Source organism: Pseudomonas sp. A-RE-19 (assembly GCF_019956555.1).
Taxonomy (GTDB): Bacteria; Pseudomonadota; Gammaproteobacteria; order Pseudomonadales; family Pseudomonadaceae; genus Aquipseudomonas.
The window spans coordinates 42,188-62,351 of sequence record NZ_JAHBDQ010000033.1 but is presented as its reverse complement, the minus strand read 5'-3'; the positions used below and the strand labels follow the sequence as shown (position 1 = coordinate 62,351).

Sequence of the window (20,164 nt, the reverse complement as noted above, 5' to 3'; positions counted from 1 at the left end):
GCCATCGCGAGCAGGCTCGCTCCCACAGTAAAGTTGCAGTGTTTTTGGAGTGAAGGCAGCCGGCAAAGAGCTAAGCTGCACCGCACTGGATGTGCACCAATACCCAATGTGGGAGCGAGCTTGCTCGCGATAGCGGAGTGACAATCGACAGTCATGTTGAAGGTGATGATCCCATCGCGGGCAAACAGACTTCCACAGTGATTCTCGAGGCGGGGAGGCGTATGCCTCCCCGGCTCGTTTTTGGAAACCACATGAAAATTCTGATCGTTGGGCCCAGTTGGGTCGGTGACATGGTGATGGCTCAGACACTTTTTCAGTGTCTCAAACAGCGCCACCCGCAGTGCGAAATCGACGTGCTGGCCCCCGAGTGGAGCCGGCCGATTCTCGAGCGCATGCCCGAAGTGCGCCAGGCCTTGAGCTTCCCGCTCGGCCATGGCGTGCTGGGGCTGGCGACGCGTCGGCGCATCGGTAAATCCCTGACCGGTCAGTACGACCAGGCCATCCTGCTGCCCAATTCGCTGAAGTCGGCACTGGTACCGTTTTTTGCCGGTATCCCGAAACGCACCGGCTGGCGCGGCGAGTTCCGCTACGGTTTGCTCAATGACGTGCGTACGCTCGACAAAGAGCGTTACCCGCTGATGATCGAGCGCTTCATGGCCCTGGCCTTTGAGCCCGGCGCCGAGCTGCCGAAGCCGTATCCACGGCCGAGCCTGCAGATCGACCCGGTGACCCGCGATGCCGCCCTGGCCAAATTCGGTCTGGCCCTCGATCGTCCGGTGTTGGCGCTGTGCCCCGGCGCTGAGTTCGGCGAGTCCAAGCGCTGGCCATCCGAGCATTACGCCAAAGTTGCTGAAGCAAGGATCCGTGAAGGCTGGCAGGTCTGGCTGTTCGGCTCAAAAAATGATCACGCGGTGGGTGAAGACATCCGTGCGCGGCTGATTCCGGGGCTGCGTGAAGAGTCGGTGAACCTCAGCGGCGGCACTTCCCTGGCCGAGGCCATCGATCTGCTGTCCTGCGCCGATGCGGTGGTCTCCAACGACTCCGGCCTGATGCACGTGGCCGCCGCGCTGAACCGCCCATTGGTGGCGGTGTACGGCTCGACGTCGCCGGGCTTCACGCCACCGCTGGCCGAGCACGTCGAGATCGTGCGTCTGGGCATCGAATGCAGCCCTTGCTTCGATCGCACCTGCCGTTTCGGTCATTACAATTGCTTGCGCCAGCTTATGCCGAAAGCGGTGAACGAAGCCTTGCAGCGGTTGCTGGGCACTGTGGTCGAGGTCAAATAGTTTGCGGGTACTGTTGATCAAGACTTCTTCGCTGGGCGACGTGATTCACGCGTTGCCCGCATTGACCGATGCGGCGCGGGCGATCCCCGGCATCAAATTCGACTGGGTAGTGGAAGAAGGCTTCGCCGAAATCCCGACCTGGCACCCGGCCGTGGGCAAGGTGATTCCGGTGGCGATCCGTCGCTGGCGCAAGAACATCTGGCAGACCATCAAGAGTGGCGAGTGGAAACGCTTCAAGCAAAGCGTGCGCGCGACAAAGTATGACTTGGTGATCGATGCTCAAGGCCTGCTGAAAAGCGCGTTGTTGACTCGCTATGCCAAAGCCCCGGTGGCCGGGCTGGACAAGAACTCGGCCCGCGAACCGATCGCCGCGCGCTTCTATTCCCGGCGTCTGGCCGTGGCCCGTGGGCAACACGCGGTAGAGCGAGTGCGTCAGTTGTTCGCGGTCGCACTGGGTTACGACTTGCCTAAAGGGTTGGGCGACTATGGCCTGAATGTCGAGCGGTTGGTGGAGTTGCCGCGCAAGAATCCGTACGTGGTGTTTCTCCATGGCACCACCTGGGACACCAAGCACTGGCCCGAAGCCTATTGGCGCGAGCTGGCCGAACGGGTGGGGTACCTCGGTGTGGCGGTAAAACTGCCGTGGGGCAACCCAACCGAAAAGGCCCGCGCCGAGCGCATCGCCAAAGACATGAAACACGTCGAAGTGCTGCCCAAGCTGAACCTGGCGGGTGTCGGCAAAGTCCTGGCCGGGGCGCAAGCCTGCGTGGCGGTGGACACCGGTCTCGGTCATCTGGCCGCAGCGCTGGACGTGCCGACCCTGTCGCTGTTCGGCCCGACCAACCCGGGCCTGACCGGCGCGTATGGCAAGTCGCAGATTCACATGGCCAGCGACTTTCCCTGCGCGCCGTGCCTGCAAAAGAAATGTACCTATCAACCGACGGCCGACGATGCTCGTCGGTTCGACCTGAAACGCGAGTGGCCCCTGTGCTTCACGCGTCTGAATCCCGAGCGTGTCGCGAGCCGACTGAGCACGTTGTTACTGGCTGAGGAGCTGCGCTGATGCAATTGGCATTTGTCCTGTACAAGTACTTTCCCTTTGGCGGTTTGCAGCGCGATTTCATGCGCATCGCCCTGGAATGTCAGCAGCGCGGCCATCAGATTCGCGTCTACACGCTGATCTGGGAAGGCGATGTTCCACCGGGTTTCGAAGTGCTGGTGGCACCGGTCAAGGCGTTCTTCAATCATCGGCGCAACGAAAAACTCACCGAGTGGATGGAGGCCGATCTGGCCCGGCGCCCGGTGGATCGCCTGATCGGCTTCAACAAAATGCCGGGCCTGGACGTTTACTACGCCGCCGATGGCTGCTTCGAAGACAAGGCGCAGAACCTGCGCAACTCGCTGTACCGTCGTTGGGGCCGCTACCGGCACTTCGCCGAGTACGAGCGCGCGGTGTTCGCCAAGGACGCCAAAACCGAAGTGCTGATGATTTCCGAAGTCCAGCAGCCGCTGTTCATCAAGCACTACGACACACCGCTTGCACGCTTTCATCTGCTGCCACCGGGCATCGCCCAGGACCGTCGTCGGCCAGCGAGCGCGGATGAAATTCGCGCCGGGTTCCGCGCCGAATTCAACCTGAAGGACGATGAGCTGCTACTGGTGCAGATCGGTTCCGGGTTCAAGACCAAAGGCGTGGACCGCAGCCTCAAGGCGCTGGCTGCGCTGCCCGCCGAGCTGAAAAAACGCACCCGCTTATTTGTAATTGGCCAGGACGACCCCAAAGTATTCCAGTTGCAGAGCGCCACATTGGGGCTCGGCGACAACGTGCAGTTCCTCAAGGGGCGCAGCGATATCCCGCGTTTCCTGCTCGGTGCCGATCTGTTGATCCACCCGGCGTACAACGAAAACACCGGGACGGTATTGCTTGAAGCCCTGGTGGCCGGTTTGCCGGTGTTGGTGAGCGCGGTGTGCGGGTACGCCCATTACATCGCCGAGGCCGACGCCGGTCTGGTGCTGGATGAACCCTTCGATCAGGCGCAACTGACGCAGTACCTGACCGGCATGTTGAACGACGCAAATGCACGGGCGGCCTGGAGCCGCAACGGTCTGGCTTTCGCCGAGACGGCCGACCTCTACAGCATGCCGCAGCACGCGGCCGATGTGATTCTGGCGGAGCACGCTTAATGAAGTTGATGCTGGCTGAACCGTTCAAGAGCCTCTGGGCCGGACGCGACCCGTTCGCCGAAGTCGAGGGCCTCAAGGGCGAGGTGTACCGCGAGCTTGAAGCGCGCCGGACACTGCGTACTGAGGTGGACGGCCACGGTTTCTTCGTGAAGATCCACCGTGGCATCGGTTGGGGCGAGATCTTCAAGAACCTGCTGACCGCCAAGCTGCCGGTGCTTGGCGCGGGTCAGGAGTGGAAGGCCATTCAACGCCTGCAAGAAGTCGGCGTGCCGACCATGACCGCCGTCGCTTACGGTGAAAAGGGCAGCAACCCGGCAGACCAGCATTCATTCATCGTCACTGAAGAGCTGGCGCCCACCGTCAGCCTCGAAGATTTCAGTATCAATTGGATCAAGCAGCCGCCCGAGCCAACACTCAAGCGCGCCTTGATCGCCGAAGTCGCGCGCATGACCGGCATGATGCACCGCGCCGGGGTCAACCACCGCGACTGCTACATCTGCCACTTTCTGCTGCACACCGACAAGCCGGTGACAGCCGATGACTTCAAGCTCTCGGTGATCGACCTGCACCGCGCCCAGACCCGCCCGACGATCACCCAACGCTGGCGCAACAAGGACCTGGCGGCGCTGTATTTTTCTGCGCTCGACATTGGCCTGACGCGTCGCGACAAGCTGCGTTTCCTCAAGGGTTACTTCCAGCAGCCCCTGCGCCAGATTCTGGCTGAAGAAGCAGGGTTGCTGGCGTGGCTCGAAGGCAAGGCCAACAAGCTCTACGAGCGTAAGCAGCGATACGGGGATGCGCTCTGATGTCGGGTTGGAGACTGGAGCCGGCTTACAGCGATCTGGCAGAAGACTTCGGCAGTCTTGAGGCGGTATTTGCCCTCAAGGGCGAGCAACTGACCCAGGATCCACTGTCCGAGGTCATTCGCGTCCAGCGCAATGGCGTCAACTATTACGTCAAACGCTACGTTGGCGCCGGTAAAGGCCTGCGCCGCTATTTGGGCAAGCCTCGGGTAAAAGCCGAGTGGCAGAATCTCAAGCGTTTCGCCAAGTGGGGCATTCCCACCGCCGAAGTGGTGGCCTGGGGATTGGAGCGGCGCGGCGCCGCGTACAACCGTGGGGCGATGATCACGCGCGAACTGCCGCACACTGAAGACTTGTCGGTCCTGGCTAATCGGCATGACCCGAAACTGGCGGACCGTGCCTGGGTCGACAGCGTCAGTCGACAACTGGCGGGTTATACCCGGACCATGCACGACCATCGCTTCACCCATAACGATTTGAAGTGGCGCAATCTGCTGATCGACGATGAGGCCCGGTTGTTTCTGATCGACTGCCCCAACGGTGATTTTTGGCGCGGCTTCTGGCTCAAATACCGGATCACCAAAGACCTGGCCTGTCTCGACAAGGTCGCCAAGTATCACCTGTCGGCCACCCAGCGTTTGCGTTTCTATCTGCAATACCGTCAATGCACTCGGCTCAATGCCGCCGACAAGAAACGGATCCGGCACGTAGTGAGATTTTTCGAGGGTCGCGAATGATTGATTTTTTGGCTGCTGAAGACCGTGCGCTGCTTGAGCGTCATGGCCTCGGCACCTTCGACACACTCTGGGCAAAACAGCTCAAAGCGGTGGACGAACCCAACACCGGTCGGGGTGGTTGGAGCAGTGTGTTTCGACTGGATCTGGAAGGTCGTGGTTATTACCTCAAACGTCAAAGCAACTACCTGACGCGTACCTTGCATTCGCCCTTGGGCGAGCCGAGTTTTGCCCGGGAGTTTCGCAACATCCGTCGTTATCGGAAACTGGGTATTCCGGCGCTGCAGGCTGCGTTCTTCGGTGAACGCAAGGTCGAAGGCGAAGTCCGGGCGATTCTGCTGACCCGTGCACTGGATGGTTGGGATGACCTGGATTCGCTGTTGCAGCGCTGGTCGGACCTGAGCGCGGCGCAGCAATCGGCGATTCTCAAGGCCTGCGGACAACTGGCGCTGCGCCTGCACGGTGTGCGTCAGGTCCACGGTTGCTTTTACCCCAAACATATTTTTCTCCAGGCCACGGGTGACGGTTATCGGGCTCGGTTGATCGACCTGGAAAAAACCCGTCCGATGCTGTTCGGCCGGCGTGATCGGGTCAGGGACCTGGAGCCGCTGCTGCGTCGGGCGCCGGAATGGCGAGAAAGTCAGTTGCACGAGCTGCTGGCGGTTTATCTGGAGCAGCCATCGAACAGTTCGCGGGTGGGCCGTTGGGTATCGCGCCTGACTGCGCGGCGCAGTCTTAAGGAGACGCGCTGATGCGTTTGTCCGAACTGAAAAACGCCGGCCGCAGCCCTGGCCTGCCGCTGAACATTTCACTGGCCGATGCCGCGGGGCCTGCCGAGTTGCAACTGCTAAGCCTGCTGCGGGTATTGCCGGGGCAGCGTTATGTAGGCGCCGGCGTCTGGCGCGGACGGCCGGTGCTGGCCAAGCTGCTGGTCGGCGGCAAAGCGGCGCGGCACTTTCAGCGTGAACTGGATGGTGTGCGTTTGCTCGCCGCTCAGGGGCTGACCACGCCGTTGCTATTGGCTGATGGCCTGAAGGACGGCGAAGGTGGCTGGCTGTTGTTCGATTTCCTTGAGGGCGCCGAGAGCCTGGGGGACGCCTGGAAACAGGTCGAACACTTGCCTGTGTTGGCGGATGAGCAATCCGCGGTGCTGGCCGAGGCGTTAGGTGCCATTGGGCAGCTGCACAGCAAAGGCCTGTGGCAGGAAGATCTGCATCTGGACAACCTGCTGCGCCATGGTGGTCAATTGTATTTGATCGATGGCGCCGGGATCTGTGCCGAGACGGCTGGCAAGCCACTGTCACAGCAGAAAGTCTTGGAAAACCTTGGGGTGTTTTTCGCCCAGTTGCCCGCATCGCTGGAACCTTTCATCGAAGAGTTGCTGGTGTATTACCTGTTGAGCAACGGCGAGCACGCCTTGCCCATGGAGGCGTTGCAGAAGCAGATCGACAAGGTCCGTCGCTGGCGCTTGAAGGACTTTCTGATCAAGGTCGGCCGCGAATGCACGCTGTTCAGCGTGCAGCGCGGCGCGTTCGGCTTGCGGGCGATTCGCCGTGAAGAAGAGGCTGCAATGCTGCCGGTGCTGGAACAGGCCGATGCCTTGCTCGATCAGGGGCATCTGTACAAGACCGGCGGTGCGGCGAGCGTCGGCAAGGTTGATGTGGCCGGTCGCACCCTGGTGATCAAGCGCTACAACATCAAGGGCTTTGCCCACTGGCTCAAGCGTTTCTGGCGCCCGAGCCGTGCCTGGCACTCATGGCGCGAAGGTAATCGCCTGGCGTTCCTGGGCATCGCCACACCCAAGCCATTGGCGTTACTGGAGAAGCGTTTTCTCTGGCTGCGCAGCCGGGCGTATCTGGTGACCGAGTACTTGCCGGGGCCGGACATCATCGAGCGCTTCGCGCCATACGTTGAAATCGGCAACGCGCCAGAGGCTGAGTTGCAGGCACTGGATCACCTGTTCGCCGAGCTGATTCGCGAGCGGATCAGCCATGGCGATTTCAAGGGTCATAACCTGTTCTGGCAGCAGGATCGCTGGGCGCTGATCGATCTGGATTCGATGTGTCAGCATGGCTCGGTGAGCAGCTTTGCTCCGGCGTATGCTCGGGATCGGGCGCGATTCATGCGCAATTGGCCTGAGAGTAGTGCGCTGTATCAAGTCATTGATCAGCGGTTGCCTAAAGACATTTCCAGCGCTGCCTGAATCCCATCGCGAGCAGGCTCGCTCCCACCGTAGTTCTCGGTCGTACACAAATATGTGTGCGACACAGATCCAGTGTGGGAGCGAGCCTGCTCGCGATGCGGCAATATCAGGATTCACTGGCGCACAGGTCCCGGATGAGCGACGGTGAACGCGTGAGCTCGACGTCATCCTCACGGCGCTGATAAGGGCAGGCTCATTCCCGTCATGTTTACGCTATAATCTCGCCCTTTAGCTGTCTCTCGCCGCTTGCGAGGGCACATTAATTTTTGAGGCGCGTTGCGCCTGCATGCAGACTAAAGAGGCTAGACCCCTGTGGCATTGACGATTCTTGGCCTGTCCGGCGCCCTTAGCCATGATCCTTCCGCAGCCTTGTATATCGACGGCAAGCTGGTCGCGGCGGCTGAAGAAGAGCGCTTCGTGCGCGATAAACATGCAAAGAACCGCATGCCTTACGAATCGGCGAAGTTCTGCCTCGAGCAGGCTGGCATCAAGCCGTCCGATGTTGACGTGGTGGCGATTCCATTCGCGCCGATCAGCCTGTTCGGCAAGGCACGCTGGCAGTACGCCAAGCGTTACTGGTACGCCCCGGACCGTGCACTCGACGCGATCCTGATGGGCAACCGTCGCTACAAGCGCTATCGCAACAAGATCGTCTGGTGCCTGGAGCAACTGGGTTTTGATCCGAAGAAGATCAAGATCGAGCCGGTCGAGCACCACCTGGCCCACGCCTCCAGCGCTTATCACTGTTCCGGTTTCAAAGAGAAAACCGCGATCCTGGGCATCGACGGCAAGGGCGAGTACGCCACGACCTTCTTTGGTTATGGCGAAAACGGCAAGATCCACAAGATCAAGGAATTCTTCGATCCGGACTCCCTCGGCGGCCTTTACGGCGCGATCACCGAGTTCCTCGGTTTCGATATGCTCGACGGTGAGTTCAAGGTCATGGGCATGGCGCCGTACGGCGACGCCAGCAAATACGATTTCTCGCGCCTGGCTTCGTTCGAAAACGGCGAGCTGGTGATCAACACCGACTACGCCAACGTCATCGGCCTGCGTCGCTACAAAGAGAAGGGCAAGGGTTACTACTTCTCGCCGAAGCTGATCGAGTGGCTGGGTCCCAAGCGCGAAGGCGACATCGCCGACGAGCCTTACATCCACTATGCCGCCAGCATTCAAGCGCTGTTCGAAAAAATTTCGCTGCAGATGATCGACTACTACCTGGGCGACGTGCTCAAGGAAACCGGCAAACTGGCCTACGCCGGTGGCTGTGCGTTGAACGTCAAGCTCAACCAGAAAATCATCGCCCGCGACGACGTCAAAGAGCTGTTCGTTCAGCCGGCGTCCGGCGATGCCGGCACCGCGGTTGGCGCGGCAGCTTACGTGTCTCACGCCCGTGGTGTACCGGTCGAGAAGATGGAACACGTCTACCTCGGCCCGTCCTACAGCAACGAAGACGTGCTCGCGGCCTGTGCCCGTCACCCGAGCAAGCCTGCGTGGCGCAAGCTTGAGAACATGCCGGAAAACATCGCCAAAATCATGGTCGACGGCAACCCGGTGGCCTGGTTCCAGGGCCGCATGGAGTTCGGTCCGCGCGCCTTGGGCGGTCGTTCGATCATCGGTTGCCCGAGCGCCGTCGGTGTGGCTGACCGGATCAACCACCAGATCAAGTTCCGCGAGCGCTGGAGGCCTTTCTGCCCGTCGATGCTCGACACCGTTGCGCCACAAATGATCAAGATCGATCACCCGGCGCCGTTCATGACCTTCACCTTCGAAGTGGCGGAAGAGTGGAAAACCCGTGTGCCGGAAGTTGTCCACGAAGACGGCACCTCCCGCGCCCAGGTGCTCAAGCGCGAATACAACCCGCGCTACTACGACATGATGAAGGCGCTGGAAGTACTGACCGGCAACGGCGTGTCACTGAACACTTCGCTCAACCGTCGTGGCGAGCCGATGATCTGCTCGCCGACCGACGCCTTGAACATGTTCTTCGGTTCCGACCTGCAATACCTGATCATGGAAGATATTCTGGTGGTCAAAGAAGGCGCGGACGCTTATGACACGCTCGGCTGAACGCCATGTGTTGCAGTTCTGCCACGGCTATGACGGGCCGTTTCTGGACTGCGCCCGGCAGTACGCCAACCTGTTCGCGGGGACCGGTTATCGCGTGACCACGGTGTTTCTGACCGGGGCTGCCGATGCCGAAGTCGCCGCGAGTTGCGCGTCCGACGAAGTGCTGTTCATGGAGTACAGCTCCAAGGCCATTCGTGGCCTGAAGCTGGGCGCCATCGGCGATCTGCGCAAGATCGCCGCGTCGCGCAATTTCAGTTTCTGTATTGCTCACCGTTTCAAGCCGATCTACATCGCCTTGCTCGGCACTTCATTGCCGGTCATTGGCGTGCATCACGCATTTGGCGATTACCAGCGCAGCACCCGCAAACTGTTCGCGCATATTTTCCGCAAGCGCCTGAGCCTGCTCGGGGTCTCCGATGCGGTGCGTGACGACATGCGTCGTTGCTTGCCGAAGTGGCCAGTCGAGCGGATTCAGACGCTCTATAACCATATTGATATACCTGCGCTGCAGACCAGTCAGGTGTCGGTCCGCGAGGCCCGGGAAACCCTCGGTCTGTCGATGGATGCCTGGATTGTCGGCAACGTCGGGCGCCTGCATCCGGACAAGGACCAGGCCACGCTGCTACACGGTTTTGCAGCGGCATTGCCGGGGTTACCGGCCAACAGTCAGTTGGTGATCCTTGGCAGCGGTCGGCTCGAACAGGACCTCAAGGCTCTGGCACGTGAACTGGGTATCGGCGATCGCGTGCTGTTCCTTGGTCAGGTACCCGATGCCCGTCGCTACTTCCGCGCTTTCGATGTGTTTGCCCTGAGTTCCGATCACGAGCCATTTGGCATGGTGTTGCTGGAGGCCATGGCCGCCGGTGTGCCGTTGCTCGCTACCGCGTGCGGTGGGGCCAGGGAAGTGGTCGAAGGCGTGGGCATTCTGTTTCCGCTGGGCGATGCCGAGCGTCTGGCTCAAGGGCTGCAACATTTGGCCGCGATGGACGATCAGCAACGTCGCCAGTGCGCCGAGCTGATGTTCGATCGCTTGCGTGAGCGCTTCTCCGATCGCGCGGTGCGCGATGCTTTCTGGCATTTGCCGCACGTCACCGAACTGGCACCGAGGGGCTGATGCTCAACCGATTTCAAGGCTGGCGTGAACGAGGCTGGGCGCAGGTCGACGCCTCGACTTATGCCCAGGCCTGGCAACGTTTTGGCGGCAGCGTCGCGACTCATCCTCTGGTGGTCGAGCGTCTGGCGCAGTTGGCCGACATCCCGGTGCGCTATCTGGCCTGGGAACAGAACGGCGAAGTGAAAGCGGCCATTCCAACCTGGGGGCGCGACCTGGCACTGTCCAAGGACGTACTCAAACGCAGTGGTAAAAAGGGCTTGTTTGACCTCGGCAATGCCGAGCTGATCTTGCCGGCCGCCGCTGATGCCCAGGCACCGCTGCGTCATCGCGGGCGTTACTTGTCGGCGTTGAATGAAGGCCGTTTCACCGGGATGAAGTTGCAGGCCGAACAACTGGCCCTGGCGCGGACGCCTGAAGAGTTATCGAAGAAGTTTCGCTACAACCAGCGCCGCGAATTGCGACTGCTGGAAGAGGCGGGCGGGGTGGCACGGCCGGTCACCGAGTTTTCCAGCAGCGAGCTGGCGGCTATCTATTGCGACCTGTTCCAGCGCCGCTGGGGTTTCCCGGCGACCGGCGCCGAGCGCATGGGCGAAGTGATCGAACTGCTGCGCGAGTTGCTGATCGGCTCGGTGATTTTCCTCAACGACGCCCCGATTGCGATTCAACTGGTGTACCGGGTTGAGGCGCCGGGGTGGATCAGCGTCGAGTACGTCAACGGGGGTGTCGATCCCCAGACTCGCGAATTCAGCCCCGGTAGCGTGCTGAGTTTCCTTAATACCCAAAGCGCCTGGGAGCATGCACGGGCATTGGATAAGCCCCTGCGGTTCTCCTTTGGTCGGACCGACCGTGAGTACAAGGACCGCTGGTGCAACTCTGTGCCGGTCTTCACCGTATGAGCCAACCCATGAGTCGCAAGCAGCAACTGCTCAAGCGCCATCGGCGCAACAAACGTATCGGCCTGTTGATTGCTCTGATGCTGTTGATCGCCATCGGCGTGCTGGTGGCCTGGTGGTTGCCGCTGGTGCTTGCAGTGCTGGGCTGGATTGCCCATGAGGCATGGTTCGCCGACCATCTTTTCTATTCGCCCAAAGACGATTATCAATACAGTTTCCCGCCATATACACCGCAGCCCAAAATTCATCTGGACGGTGAGCGGCTGCGGCTGGACGAAGGCGTCATGCTGGTCGATGACGCTACGCTGGTGTTGGCGCTGCGGGTGAAAAGCACGTGGCTGGGGCGCTTTATCGATCCGGTGGTCGAGTTGGCGGGTGGCGACAATCCCGACCGACAAACTTTCGAGCGCGGTGTCAACGGCCTGCGTTATCTCAATCTCAGTGGTCAGGCACAGGTTCTGTCGCGCGGTGAGCTGCGTCTGCGCGGGCGTTTCTGTCGATTGTTTGGTGAGCCAGTGCTCTGGGCGTTCGAGCAACCGGACTACCGCCGTCAGCGGGTGATGGTGATTGCGCCCCACGCCGACGATGCAGAATTGGCTGCCTACGGTTTGTACAGCCAAGCCGATGAAGCCTGGATCGTCACCCTGACGGCGGGCGAGATCGAAGCTGAACATTATCAACAGTTGGGCCTGAACAAGGTCGAGGCGGCTCGCCTCAAGGGCCGTTTGCGCGCCTGGGACAGCATCGCTGTGCCGCGCTGGGCCGGGGTGCCCGAGGCCCATTGCGTGCAGTTGGGGTATTTTTGTCTGCAACTGACAGCCATGCAGGCCGCGCCGGCCACGCCGGTGGGTTCGCGGGAAGCGGATTTGAGCGACACGCGACTGTTCCGTCAGTTGAATCCATTTGGCCTGCCGGGTGACATCGACGGCGTGCCGAGCTGGAATAATCTACTGGCCGATCTGCGTGAATTGCTGCTGCGGGCGCGTCCGGAGGTGATCGTATTGCCGCACCCGACCCTCGATCCGCACCCCGATCACATCTGCGCCCAGGAAGCGGTTCTTGAAGCATTGAAAGGGTTGGAATGGCAGCCGACCACCGTACTTGGCTATGCCAATCACCTGCACGACAATGATCGTTGGCCGATGGGTGACGCGGGTCATGGCATCGCCCTGCCGCCAGCGTTCGATTCGGTAGCGCCGATGCAGCCCTGCTGCCTGCCAATCTCTTTGCCGCGTCAGCGTGATAAAGCGATGGCGTTGGGCATGATGCACGACCTGCAACCGCCACTCCCGTTCAAACGGCGCCTGCGGCGGTTGTTGCAGTGGCTCTTGGCTAGTAGAGTGCCGTCCATCTATGGAGAGAACGAATTCTTTCGCAAGGCGGTCAGACGCCATGAGTTGTTTTGGGTTCTGAAGCATGACGAAACATCTGCAAGGCAGAAATGAAGTATCACGCGGCCTAGCATGGCTGCGCATTTAAGCAGTAGTGAGTATTTCTGTGATCAATCCATGCCCGCGTATTCTTTTCCTGATTCCGTATTTCGGTCATTGGCCGTTCTGGATGCCGTTTTTCCTCGAGAGTTGCCGGCGCAACCCTGATATCGACTGGTTGCTGTTCAGTGACTGCGGTACGCCCGAGAATCTGCCGCCCAACGTGACTGTCGAGGCCATGAGCTTCACTGAGTACTGCGCGCTGGTGTCGCAGCGGCTGAATATCGACTTCGCGCCTGATGCGCCTTACAAACTCTGCGACATCAAACCGGCGCTGGGGCATATCCATGTCGACCGCCTGCAGGGCTATGATTTCTGGGCGTTCGGCGATATTGATCTGGTGTATGGTGACCTGCGAAGTTATTTCACCTCGACTCGGCTGGCCAGTTATGACCTGTTCTCCACCCATGAGCGGCGGGTGGCGGGGCATCTCTGCCTGATGCGCAACACCGCGCGCAAGCGTGAGTTGTTCATGCAGATCAAGGACTGGCAGACACGCTTTACCGACCAGGCGCATCACGCGCTGGACGAGGGGGCATTCAGCCGAATCTTCCTCTGGCGCAAGAACTTCCCCGAGCCTCTGTTCTCGCTGGTGGGCAAGCTCAATCCGTGGCGTCGCCGCAGCGAGTTCACCGAGGCGTTCAGCACCCCGGGTGGCTGCATCAAGTGGCACGACGGTACGGATGACTTTCCGCGTCACTGGTATTGGCGCAATGGATGTTTGAGCAACGATCGCGATGGCGATCGCCGGTTTCCGTATTTTCATTTCGTCTGCTGGAAACGCAACGAATGGTCACGGTTGCCTCCACCCGATCCGGCCGAGGTCAGGCGTATCACCGCCGAACCGGCCTGGGTTATCGATGCGACTGGTTTTCACCGGGGAGAGTTATGAGTCAACGGTCAAAGGTTCTGCAATTGCAGCCTGACTACAACGTCAAAGCCCATGATTTTGCCGACCTCGCGGAGCAGATCGTCAAGGCCCTGCCGAGCGATCGCTATGAGGTGACCGCGGCGTTCCTGCGCGGCAAGCCAGGGCCTGGCGAGGCGGTGAGCCGCGCCGACCGTTCGGTGTATTTCGAGTTTTCCGACAAATCCCTCAAGGGTATGCGCCTGCGCGCCATGTGGGCGTTGTACAAGTTCTGCCGTAAAGAAAAATTCGATGTGGTGATTTGCAACCGTTTCAAACCGGTGAACATGATGCTGGCGCTCAATCGCTGGCTGAAAGTACCGCTGTGCATTGGCATCTCCCACGGTTTTGGCGAGTACGACCGGTTTTACCGGCGCCGCCAGACCCAACGCCTGATCGATCGCCATTGGCGCTTCGTCGGTGTGTCGCCAGCGGTCAAACAGTACCTGCTCGAATGTGACTGCGGCTTTACCGACCAGAACACCTACGCGATCACCAACGCCATCGACATCGAACAGGCTGAAGGTTTGCAGCACAATCGCGAGCGCGCCCGTGAGCTGCTGGGCATCGACCCATCGGTGCGCCTGGTCGGTGCGTTGGGTCGGTTGGTGCCGGTCAAGGGCCACACCTATCTGTTGCAGGCCTTTGCCGTCCTCAAGGACAAATACCCGAATACCCAACTGGCAATCATCGGTGCGGGGCGTGAAGAATCGCGCCTGGCCGCGGAGATCGAACGCCTGGGGCTGACCGGCCGCGCGCACTTGTTGGGCTTCAAGGAAAACGCCTTGCAGTATGTGCGCGCGTTTGACATCTGGACCATGCCCTCCCTGGCCGAAGGCCTGGGGCTGGCGTTGCTCGAAGGCATGAGCGGACACTTGCCGGTGATCGCCTCGAACGTGCCGGCCATGGTGCCGCTGATTCAGGGCGCAGGCGGCCTGGAGATTACCCCGTCGGATGTGCCGACGCTGGTCGCGGCACTGGATAACTACCTTGCGCTGTCGGACGATGAGCTCAAGGCCAAGGGCGAGCAGGCCTACCGTTATCTCCAGGAACAACACGACATCGAGGTGTTCCGTCAGGAATACCTGAACCTGATTGACTCCGGCTTGAACCAAGCCCGCAAGGAACAACCATGAGCGACGCGCAACCCCTCGTCACGGTCATCATCGCGTCGTACAACCATGGTCGCTATATTGAGGAAAGCATTCTCAGCGTCCTCAACCAGACCTATAAAAATATCGAATTGCTGGTCGTCGATGACGGCTCCAGCGATGACAGCGTCGAGCGGATCAATGCCTTGCAGGCTCAGTATGGCTTCGATTTCCGGGTTCAGCAGAACCAAGGGCTGACGAACACACTGAACGGCGCCATCGCTCGCTCAAAGGGCAGCCTGATCGTGCCGTTCGGTTCCGACGACGTCATGCTGGCGGAGCGTATCGCCACTCAGGTGGCGTACATGGATGGCAAGCCCGAGGTCGGGATCTGCGCCGGCAACATCGAGCTGATCGACGCCGACGGCAATCTGTACCCGGAGAAACGCCAGCGCCGCGATGTGCCATTCCGTCGCCTGGATTTCGATGACATGTTTCTGGAGCGCAAGCCTTATCCACCGGCACCGACCCTGATGATCCGACGCGAAGCGCTGGACAAGGTGGGTGGCTTCGATCCGAACATTCGGCTGGAGGACTTGTTGATCGAGTTGAAGGTGACCCGCGCCGGTTACTACATCGATGGCCTGAATGTGCTGATGGCGCGCTATCGCAAGCACGCTACCAACTCTTACAAGAATCATCGCTTCATGATTGATAACATCCTGCGCTCCTACGCGCTGTTCAGCGATCATCCGCTGTACGACGAGGTGCGCTACAGGTTCCTCAGCTCGATGTTCCTGAAAGCCTCCAATCGTGATCACAAACTGGCGCGGGAACTGCTGGCGCAGATACCGTTCAAGGCCTGGAACAAGAAGACCTGGCGCGGTCTGGGGCGGTTGTTTTTCTCGCCGCTGGAAAAAGACTGATCAGCTTTGCCTGTTCGATGTAGCAGCTGGCGATACCCGCTGCTACATCAAGTGCATTATCACGCTTTAGCGAGCGATCCTCTCGGCCAGACGCTTGTCGGCCTTTCGGCCCAGACCGCCCGTGCAATGAGCGGTCTCGGACATCAATGAGTCCGTGCCGGGTGCCCCTCGGCCAGCACTTGCCGGTGCAGATTGTCAACGGCGGCTTTCGACGCCGTCACGGCGTATCCCTGAAGTAGCGCGTCAAAATGGTCCTCGAACAGCCAGCGCCGATCCTCGGTGTAACGCTGCATATGACGCAGATTGCGCTGGCGCAGGGACAGGCTCAGCGATGACGGATAGATGCGCATGTCCGCCAGATCGATCAGGCCGAATTCTCCGTCGTTCAGTACCAGAACATTCCCCAGGTGCAGGGAACGAAAGTAGACGCCTTGCTCATGCAGCTGCGCCATGAATTTGCCGAAACGCTCAACCAGCGCCTGACGCACCGCAGGCGCGGTAATCCCTTGAAGCACCTGCCGCAAGGTGCTGCCCGGCAGTGGCGAATAGTGCACGGCGCTGCTGCCGTCATTGAGTCGGTACAGATCCAGAATGGGTGGGGTCGGGATCCCCATGTTGCGCAATTGCTCGCTGTTGGCGGCAAAACGTTCGGAATAGGGGTTGAAGCTGCCCGAGGTGTACCAGCGGCGGCGGCGGAACAGCTTGAGGAAGCTGCCATCGGTCAGGCGCAGGACTTTGGGGCCCAGGCCATCTTCTTCGATCACCTGAGCGCTGGCGGTCAGCTGTTGCAGGGCCGTCGAGGTCAACGTCTTGACTGGCATCGCCAACAGGCGCCTGGCTCGCTGGTTGATGCTCAGCGCGGCGATCAGTGCCAGTGGAATCCACAGCAGTAACCAGTGTTCCTTGGGCCGAGAGATGATCCCGCCGCCTTCGGTCAGGCCTGCCCCGATGCCGAATACCAGCCAGGTCGAGGCGATGATGAACAGCGGTTGCAGGCGATTGCGCCAGCTGCTCAGCAAACCCCGGATCTGGAAAAACAACCATGGCAGCAGGCCAAAGATGCCGACGTAGTAAAGCACGCCCAAGGCGAAGCTATGAGGCTCCTGCAAGGTGTAACCAATACCCGGGTCGAGGGTCAGGCTGGCGTTGTAGCCATGACCTATCCACGGGTGCTCGGCAATTTTTTGCAGGGCCAACTGCCAGATTTCGAAGCGATAAGAGTCGCCGCGTTCGGCAATCAGCTTTGAAAACAGCACAGCAACCGCCGCGCTGCTGATAAGCAAGGCCCCCATCAATACGAAAGAACGACGGTTCCAGCAAATGAAGCTCAGCCAAAGGGCAGCCAGTGTCAACGCAACCAATGGCGTTCTGGACCCGGTAGCGATCACTGTGGCGAACATGATCACCATCGCCGGAATGCTCAGCCAGAGCATCTGGTGACGCTTGCAGGTCATGCTCAGGCTCAGCCAATAGGTACAAAAGAAACCGAACACATGGGAACTGAGCAGCGGATTGTCGAATGCACCGCCCCCGATCAGGCGCATGCCCGGCTCGTAGATGCGGGCAAACATGAACAAGTTGTAGACCGAAGCGATCAGCGCGACCATTGCGGCACTGAATAGCAGCGGCTGGACGATCTCACTGCGGTAGCGCACCAGCAGGTAGCAGCCGGCGACCAGCATCAGCGTATGCAAGGCGGGCTTGAACTGACCCATGACGCTCTCCTCCATCGGCGGCCCCCAGCTCAGGCTGAGCAAGGCCCAGGCGGCGAACAGCAGCATCGCGACGAAGATCGGTTCGCGCAGCAGTTCCTTGAGTTCACGGGGGCGCAGGCACAGGGCGATCAGCGATGGAATGCTGAACAGGCCATAAAAGAGTTTGTGATACAGACTGCGGCCCGGCAGAAAGAACAGCGCACACAGGAGCAGAAAATAGCCGAGAGGAAGAATCCAGAGGCAAATGAAATCGAAGACTCGATTGGACGTGCTGTTGAAACCGCTGACTTGCATGTTGAGAGATTCAATCCTGAAGTTGATCGGCCATTTCGGCGTGATGGCTATTTGATGCTTGATTTGACGCTTAACAATAACAGCCTTTATGCGATTGCCAGAACCCTGAAGAAGCTGTGCTAAAGTCAGCGTCCTTTTTATCGACATTCGCGTGATATGACCGACTCCAGTCTCTCCGCAAGCCCATCGAGCTTGAAAATCTACTTCCGCCTGCTCGGCTATGTCCGGCCGTACATCAGTCTGTTTCTGATCAGCATTGTCGGTTTTCTGATTTTCGCTTCGACTCAGCCAATGCTCGGCTACATCCTCAAGTACTTCGTCGACGGCCTGTCCAACCCCGAAGCAGTGCTGTTTCCAAGTGTACCGTTCCTGCGTGACCTGCAACTGCTGCAGGCGGTGCCCTTGTTGATCATCCTGATTGCCGCATGGCAAGGGCTGGGATCTTATCTGGGCAACTATTTCCTGGCCAAGGTTTCCCTCGGGCTGGTCCATGACCTTCGTGTGCAGTTGTTCAACAATCTGCTGGTCTTGCCCAACCGCTACTTCGACAAGCATAACTCGGGTCATCTGATTTCACGCATCACCTTCAACGTGACCATGGTCACGGGGGCGGCCACAGATGCGATCAAGGTCGTTATTCGTGAAGGCATGACGGTGATCTTCCTGTTCGCCTCGCTGCTGTTCATGAACTGGCAACTGACGCTGGTCATGGTTGCGATCCTGCCGTTGATCGCGTTGATGGTAAGCACCGCCAGCAAGAAATTTCGCAAACAGAGCAAGAAGATCCAGGCTGCCATGGGCGACGTGACCCACGTGGCTTCGGAAACCATCCAGGGCTATCGCGTGGTGCGCAGCTTCGGCGGCGAGGTCTACGAACAGCAGCGCTTCTTCAACGCCAGCCAGGGCAATACCGACAAGCAACTGCGCATGACCCGTACGGGCGCCATCTATACGCCGCTGTTGCAACTGGTGATTTACAGCGCCATGGCGGCGTTGATGTTCCTGGTGTTGTTCCTGCGTGGCGATGCGTCCGCCGGTGACATGGTGGCCTACATCACCCTGGCGGGCCTGTTGCCCAAGCCTATCCGCCAATTGTCCGAAGTCAGCTCGACCATCCAGAAAGGTGTGGCCGGTGCCGAGAGTATCTTCGAGCAACTGGACGTCGAACCCGAACTGGATAAAGGCACCGTCGAGCGCGAGGCCGTCAGCGGTCGGCTGGATGTTTGCCACCTGAGCTTCACTTACCCGGGCACCGAGCGCCAGGTACTCGATGACATCAGTTTCTCGGTAGAGCCGGGGCAAATGGTGGCGTTGGTGGGGCGTTCGGGCAGTGGCAAGTCGACCCTGGCCAACCTGATTCCGCGCTTCTATCACCACGACAAGGGCGAGATCCTGATCGATGGCGTTGAAGTGGAACAGTACAAACTGCTGAACCTGCGCAAGCACATTGCTCAGGTGACCCAGCATGTGACGCTGTTCAGCGACACCGTGGCCAACAACATCGCGTATGGCGATCTGGCTGGGGCACCCCGCGAAGACATCGAGAAAGCGGCAAGAGATGCCTATGCGATGGACTTCATCGCGCAGTTGCCCGAAGGCCTGGACACTCAGGTCGGCGAGAACGGCGTATTGCTGTCCGGCGGTCAACGCCAGCGTCTGGCGATTGCCCGCGCCCTGCTGAAGAACGCGCCGTTGCTGATTCTCGACGAAGCCACTTCGGCCCTCGATACCGAATCCGAGCGGCACATTCAGGCCGCACTGGATCACGTCATGAAAGGCCGAACTACCCTGGTGATCGCTCACCGGTTGTCGACGATCGAGAAGGCTGACCTGATTCTGGTCATGGACCAGGGCCGTATTGTGGAGCGCGGCACCCATGCCGAACTTCTGGCGCAGAACGGTTATTACGCCCGCCTGAACGCCATGGGGCTTGATGCCCCGGCTGAAGACATCGCCTGACCCGGTGCGAGGGTGAGCCCGGCTCACCCTCGCGTTCACCGACGTGCAATGCGTCCGGTGTTTGTATCCAGACCTTTACCTTTCCTGACCAAGCCTGAATAAATCTCGGCAATGCGCTTGTTAAGGTTCCTGAACGAACTTTGACTTCAAGCGAGAGGGCCATCCCTTTCGCGCGGGTACTGCCATGTTGCAACGTTATCTCTGGAAGCTCTTGCCCAAGTCCCGACGGGCTTTTCTGCCGGGGCGCCTGTCGTTGCGGCATGCGCGCAACGCGACCCAAAAAGTCTGTGTCAGGCCGCCCGGCAAGGGCGAATCAAGGACTTCGCCGGCATCGACAGCCCTCATGAGGCGCCGCTGGCAGCGGAGTGCGAGATCGACACCCAGGATCTGCAACTCGCGGACGCTTGCCGGCGGCTCTGGGTATTTCTGCTCAATAAATGAGCAGAAATACCCACCTTTTCATCCGGTTGCAGCCGTGACGCAAGCCGGCGCCAA

At 59.9% G+C, this 20,164-nt stretch carries 16 protein-coding genes and 2 pseudogenes; 17 read left to right on the top strand and 1 reads right to left on the bottom strand.

Annotated elements, in window-relative coordinates; translation table 11 throughout:
• Positions 1–251: 251 nt before the first annotated feature.
• The 14 genes from waaF to KGB14_RS19725 all read left to right on the top strand — a co-directional run bounded on the left by waaF (position 252) and on the right by KGB14_RS19725 (position 15,701).
• Complete coding sequence (gene waaF, locus KGB14_RS19790) at positions 252–1,286, top strand: lipopolysaccharide heptosyltransferase II (protein WP_223488402.1); 1,035 nt, start codon at positions 252–254, stop codon at positions 1,284–1,286.
• 1 nt (position 1,287) lies between these two features.
• Positions 1,288–2,349 carry a lipopolysaccharide heptosyltransferase RfaC gene (gene rfaC, locus KGB14_RS19785; protein ID WP_223488401.1) on the top strand — a complete coding sequence of 354 codons (1,062 nt, stop codon included), beginning with the start codon at positions 1,288–1,290 and terminating at the stop codon, positions 2,347–2,349.
• Positions 2,349–3,470: a glycosyltransferase family 4 protein gene (locus KGB14_RS19780; RefSeq protein ID WP_223488400.1), complete on the top strand. Its 1,122-nt coding sequence runs from the start codon at positions 2,349–2,351 to the stop codon at positions 3,468–3,470. Before rfaC ends, KGB14_RS19780 begins: the two co-directional genes overlap by 1 nt.
• On the top strand, positions 3,470–4,276 hold the full coding sequence (gene rfaP / locus KGB14_RS19775) for a lipopolysaccharide core heptose(I) kinase RfaP (protein ID WP_223488399.1): 807 nt from the start codon (positions 3,470–3,472) through the stop codon (positions 4,274–4,276). The genes KGB14_RS19780 and rfaP overlap by 1 nt, the downstream gene beginning before the upstream one ends.
• A complete protein-coding gene (locus tag KGB14_RS19770; protein ID WP_223488398.1) occupies positions 4,276–5,010 on the top strand; it encodes a lipopolysaccharide kinase InaA family protein in 735 nt (244 codons plus the stop codon). The genes rfaP and KGB14_RS19770 overlap by 1 nt, the downstream gene beginning before the upstream one ends.
• Positions 5,007–5,759, top strand: a complete 753-nt coding sequence (locus KGB14_RS19765) for a lipopolysaccharide kinase InaA family protein (RefSeq protein WP_223488397.1) — start codon at positions 5,007–5,009, stop codon at positions 5,757–5,759. The genes KGB14_RS19770 and KGB14_RS19765 overlap by 4 nt, the downstream gene beginning before the upstream one ends.
• Positions 5,759–7,210, top strand: coding sequence for a lipopolysaccharide kinase InaA family protein (locus KGB14_RS19760; protein WP_223488396.1), 1,452 nt, complete (start codon positions 5,759–5,761; stop codon positions 7,208–7,210). The genes KGB14_RS19765 and KGB14_RS19760 overlap by 1 nt, the downstream gene beginning before the upstream one ends.
• A gap of 312 nt (positions 7,211–7,522) precedes the next feature.
• Complete coding sequence (locus KGB14_RS19755) at positions 7,523–9,280, top strand: carbamoyltransferase (RefSeq protein WP_223488395.1); 1,758 nt, start codon at positions 7,523–7,525, stop codon at positions 9,278–9,280.
• A complete protein-coding gene (locus KGB14_RS19750) occupies positions 9,264–10,394 on the top strand; it encodes a glycosyltransferase (RefSeq protein WP_223488394.1) in 1,131 nt (376 codons plus the stop codon). The genes KGB14_RS19755 and KGB14_RS19750 overlap by 17 nt, the downstream gene beginning before the upstream one ends.
• Positions 10,394–11,290, top strand: coding sequence for an antimicrobial resistance protein Mig-14 (locus KGB14_RS19745; protein WP_223488393.1), 897 nt, complete (start codon positions 10,394–10,396; stop codon positions 11,288–11,290). Before KGB14_RS19750 ends, KGB14_RS19745 begins: the two co-directional genes overlap by 1 nt.
• A gap of 8 nt (positions 11,291–11,298) precedes the next feature.
• Positions 11,299–12,732, top strand: coding sequence for a PIG-L deacetylase family protein (locus KGB14_RS19740; protein ID WP_223488392.1), 1,434 nt, complete (start codon positions 11,299–11,301; stop codon positions 12,730–12,732).
• A gap of 52 nt (positions 12,733–12,784) precedes the next feature.
• Positions 12,785–13,669 carry a DUF6625 family protein gene (locus KGB14_RS19735; RefSeq protein WP_223488391.1) on the top strand — a complete coding sequence of 295 codons (885 nt, stop codon included), beginning with the start codon at positions 12,785–12,787 and terminating at the stop codon, positions 13,667–13,669.
• Entirely contained in the window at positions 13,666–14,820 is a 1,155-nt protein-coding gene (locus tag KGB14_RS19730) for a glycosyltransferase family 4 protein (RefSeq protein ID WP_223488390.1), read from the top strand. Before KGB14_RS19735 ends, KGB14_RS19730 begins: the two co-directional genes overlap by 4 nt.
• Positions 14,817–15,701, top strand: coding sequence for a glycosyltransferase (locus KGB14_RS19725; RefSeq protein ID WP_223488389.1), 885 nt, complete (start codon positions 14,817–14,819; stop codon positions 15,699–15,701). Before KGB14_RS19730 ends, KGB14_RS19725 begins: the two co-directional genes overlap by 4 nt.
• 143 nt (positions 15,702–15,844) lie before the next feature.
• Here the strand turns inward: KGB14_RS19725 and KGB14_RS19720 are convergent, their stop codons facing one another.
• Positions 15,845–17,710 (bottom strand): bifunctional O-antigen ligase/aminoglycoside phosphotransferase family protein, encoded by a 1,866-nt coding sequence (locus tag KGB14_RS19720; RefSeq protein ID WP_223488388.1) that lies wholly within the window; start codon positions 17,708–17,710, stop codon positions 15,845–15,847.
• A gap of 156 nt (positions 17,711–17,866) precedes the next feature.
• On the opposite strand from KGB14_RS19720, the gene msbA reads away from it, so the two are divergent.
• From msbA to KGB14_RS19705, 3 genes and pseudogenes are all read left to right on the top strand, one after another.
• A complete protein-coding gene (msbA, locus tag KGB14_RS19715; RefSeq protein WP_223488387.1) occupies positions 17,867–19,669 on the top strand; it encodes a lipid A export permease/ATP-binding protein MsbA in 1,803 nt (600 codons plus the stop codon).
• 184 nt (positions 19,670–19,853) lie between these two features.
• A pseudogene (locus KGB14_RS19710) lies at positions 19,854–19,925 on the top strand (sulfotransferase); the annotation flags it as partial.
• A pseudogene (locus KGB14_RS19705) lies at positions 19,925–20,110 on the top strand (adenylyl-sulfate kinase); the annotation flags it as partial. The pseudogenes KGB14_RS19710 and KGB14_RS19705, both read left to right, overlap by 1 nt.
• Between the last annotated feature and the right edge of the window lie 54 nt (positions 20,111–20,164).